Below are 817 nucleotides of genomic sequence, written 5' to 3'. Positions count from 1 at the left end.
GGCGGGCGAGCAGCCAGCAGACGACGGTCGCTCCGACGCCTAAGCAAACGACGGTGGCACCGGCACCCACCTCGCAGCAGCCGACCGTGGCCCCGCCGAAAACTCAGACACAGCAACCGACCGTGGCCCCGCCGAAGACCCAGCCGCAGGTGCCTACCGTGCAGCCTCAGCCCAAACCGCAGGTGCCTACCGTGCAGCCCCAGCCCAAGCCGCAGTTCCCCAAGTTTCCCGGCGGGGGCTAAGGGTCTGGTCGGCGTCTACCGCAGCTTGGAGAGGCAGAGCACGATCGGCGGCGAATAGGCCTTCGTCTGAACCCATTGGCCGCCAGTGCAATTGAAGGTGCTGGTGGTGCGCTTGATGACTTTGTCGGTGGCGGAACTGGATCCGCAGGTGGCGGGATAGACCGTCACGTCCATGGTGCCGTCGCTTCTCCGTGCACCCGAGATCCGCCTGATGCAATCGCCGACTTCGGCGTTCTTGATCGCCTCCGCCGAAGCATCCGGAACACCGGCAGTGGAGTAGGAGGTGGTCGGCGTGGTGTAGTGGCGGCCACTGCCGGCCCGGTGGACCGCGGTGCCCATCACCACCGCAACGAAGACGATGCTGAGGACGGCGAAAAGTGTTCCCACATAGCCGATTACCGTGCCCGCGATCGCGAGGCCGCGCCCGTCCTCGCCGGACCGCTTGATCTGGGAGAGCGAGATGTGGCCGAAGATGATGCCCAGCGGAGCAATAATCAGCGAGGTCACCAACGCCACGATGGCCATCGTGTTGGTCGACCGGGCCATCGGATACGGCGCGTAGGTGCCCGGCGGCG

At 66.2% G+C, this 817-nt stretch carries 1 protein-coding gene and 1 pseudogene; one reads left to right on the top strand and one right to left on the bottom strand.

Features of this window, described 5'->3' with window-relative positions; translation table 11 throughout:
- Nucleotides 1-242, top strand: a pseudogene (locus A5791_RS27285) (hypothetical protein); the annotation flags it as partial.
- 15 nt (nucleotides 243-257) lie between these two features.
- Here the strand turns inward: A5791_RS27285 and A5791_RS17705 are convergent.
- Nucleotides 258-817: DUF4190 domain-containing protein (locus A5791_RS17705; RefSeq protein WP_067239595.1), on the bottom strand; the 560-nt coding region annotated here is incomplete at its 5' end.

The organism is Mycobacterium sp. 852002-51163_SCH5372311 (assembly GCF_001667115.1).
Taxonomy (GTDB): domain Bacteria; phylum Actinomycetota; class Actinomycetes; order Mycobacteriales; family Mycobacteriaceae; genus Mycobacterium.
The sequence above is the reverse complement of the archived record's forward strand: the minus strand, read 5'-3'. Positions and strand labels throughout refer to the sequence as shown.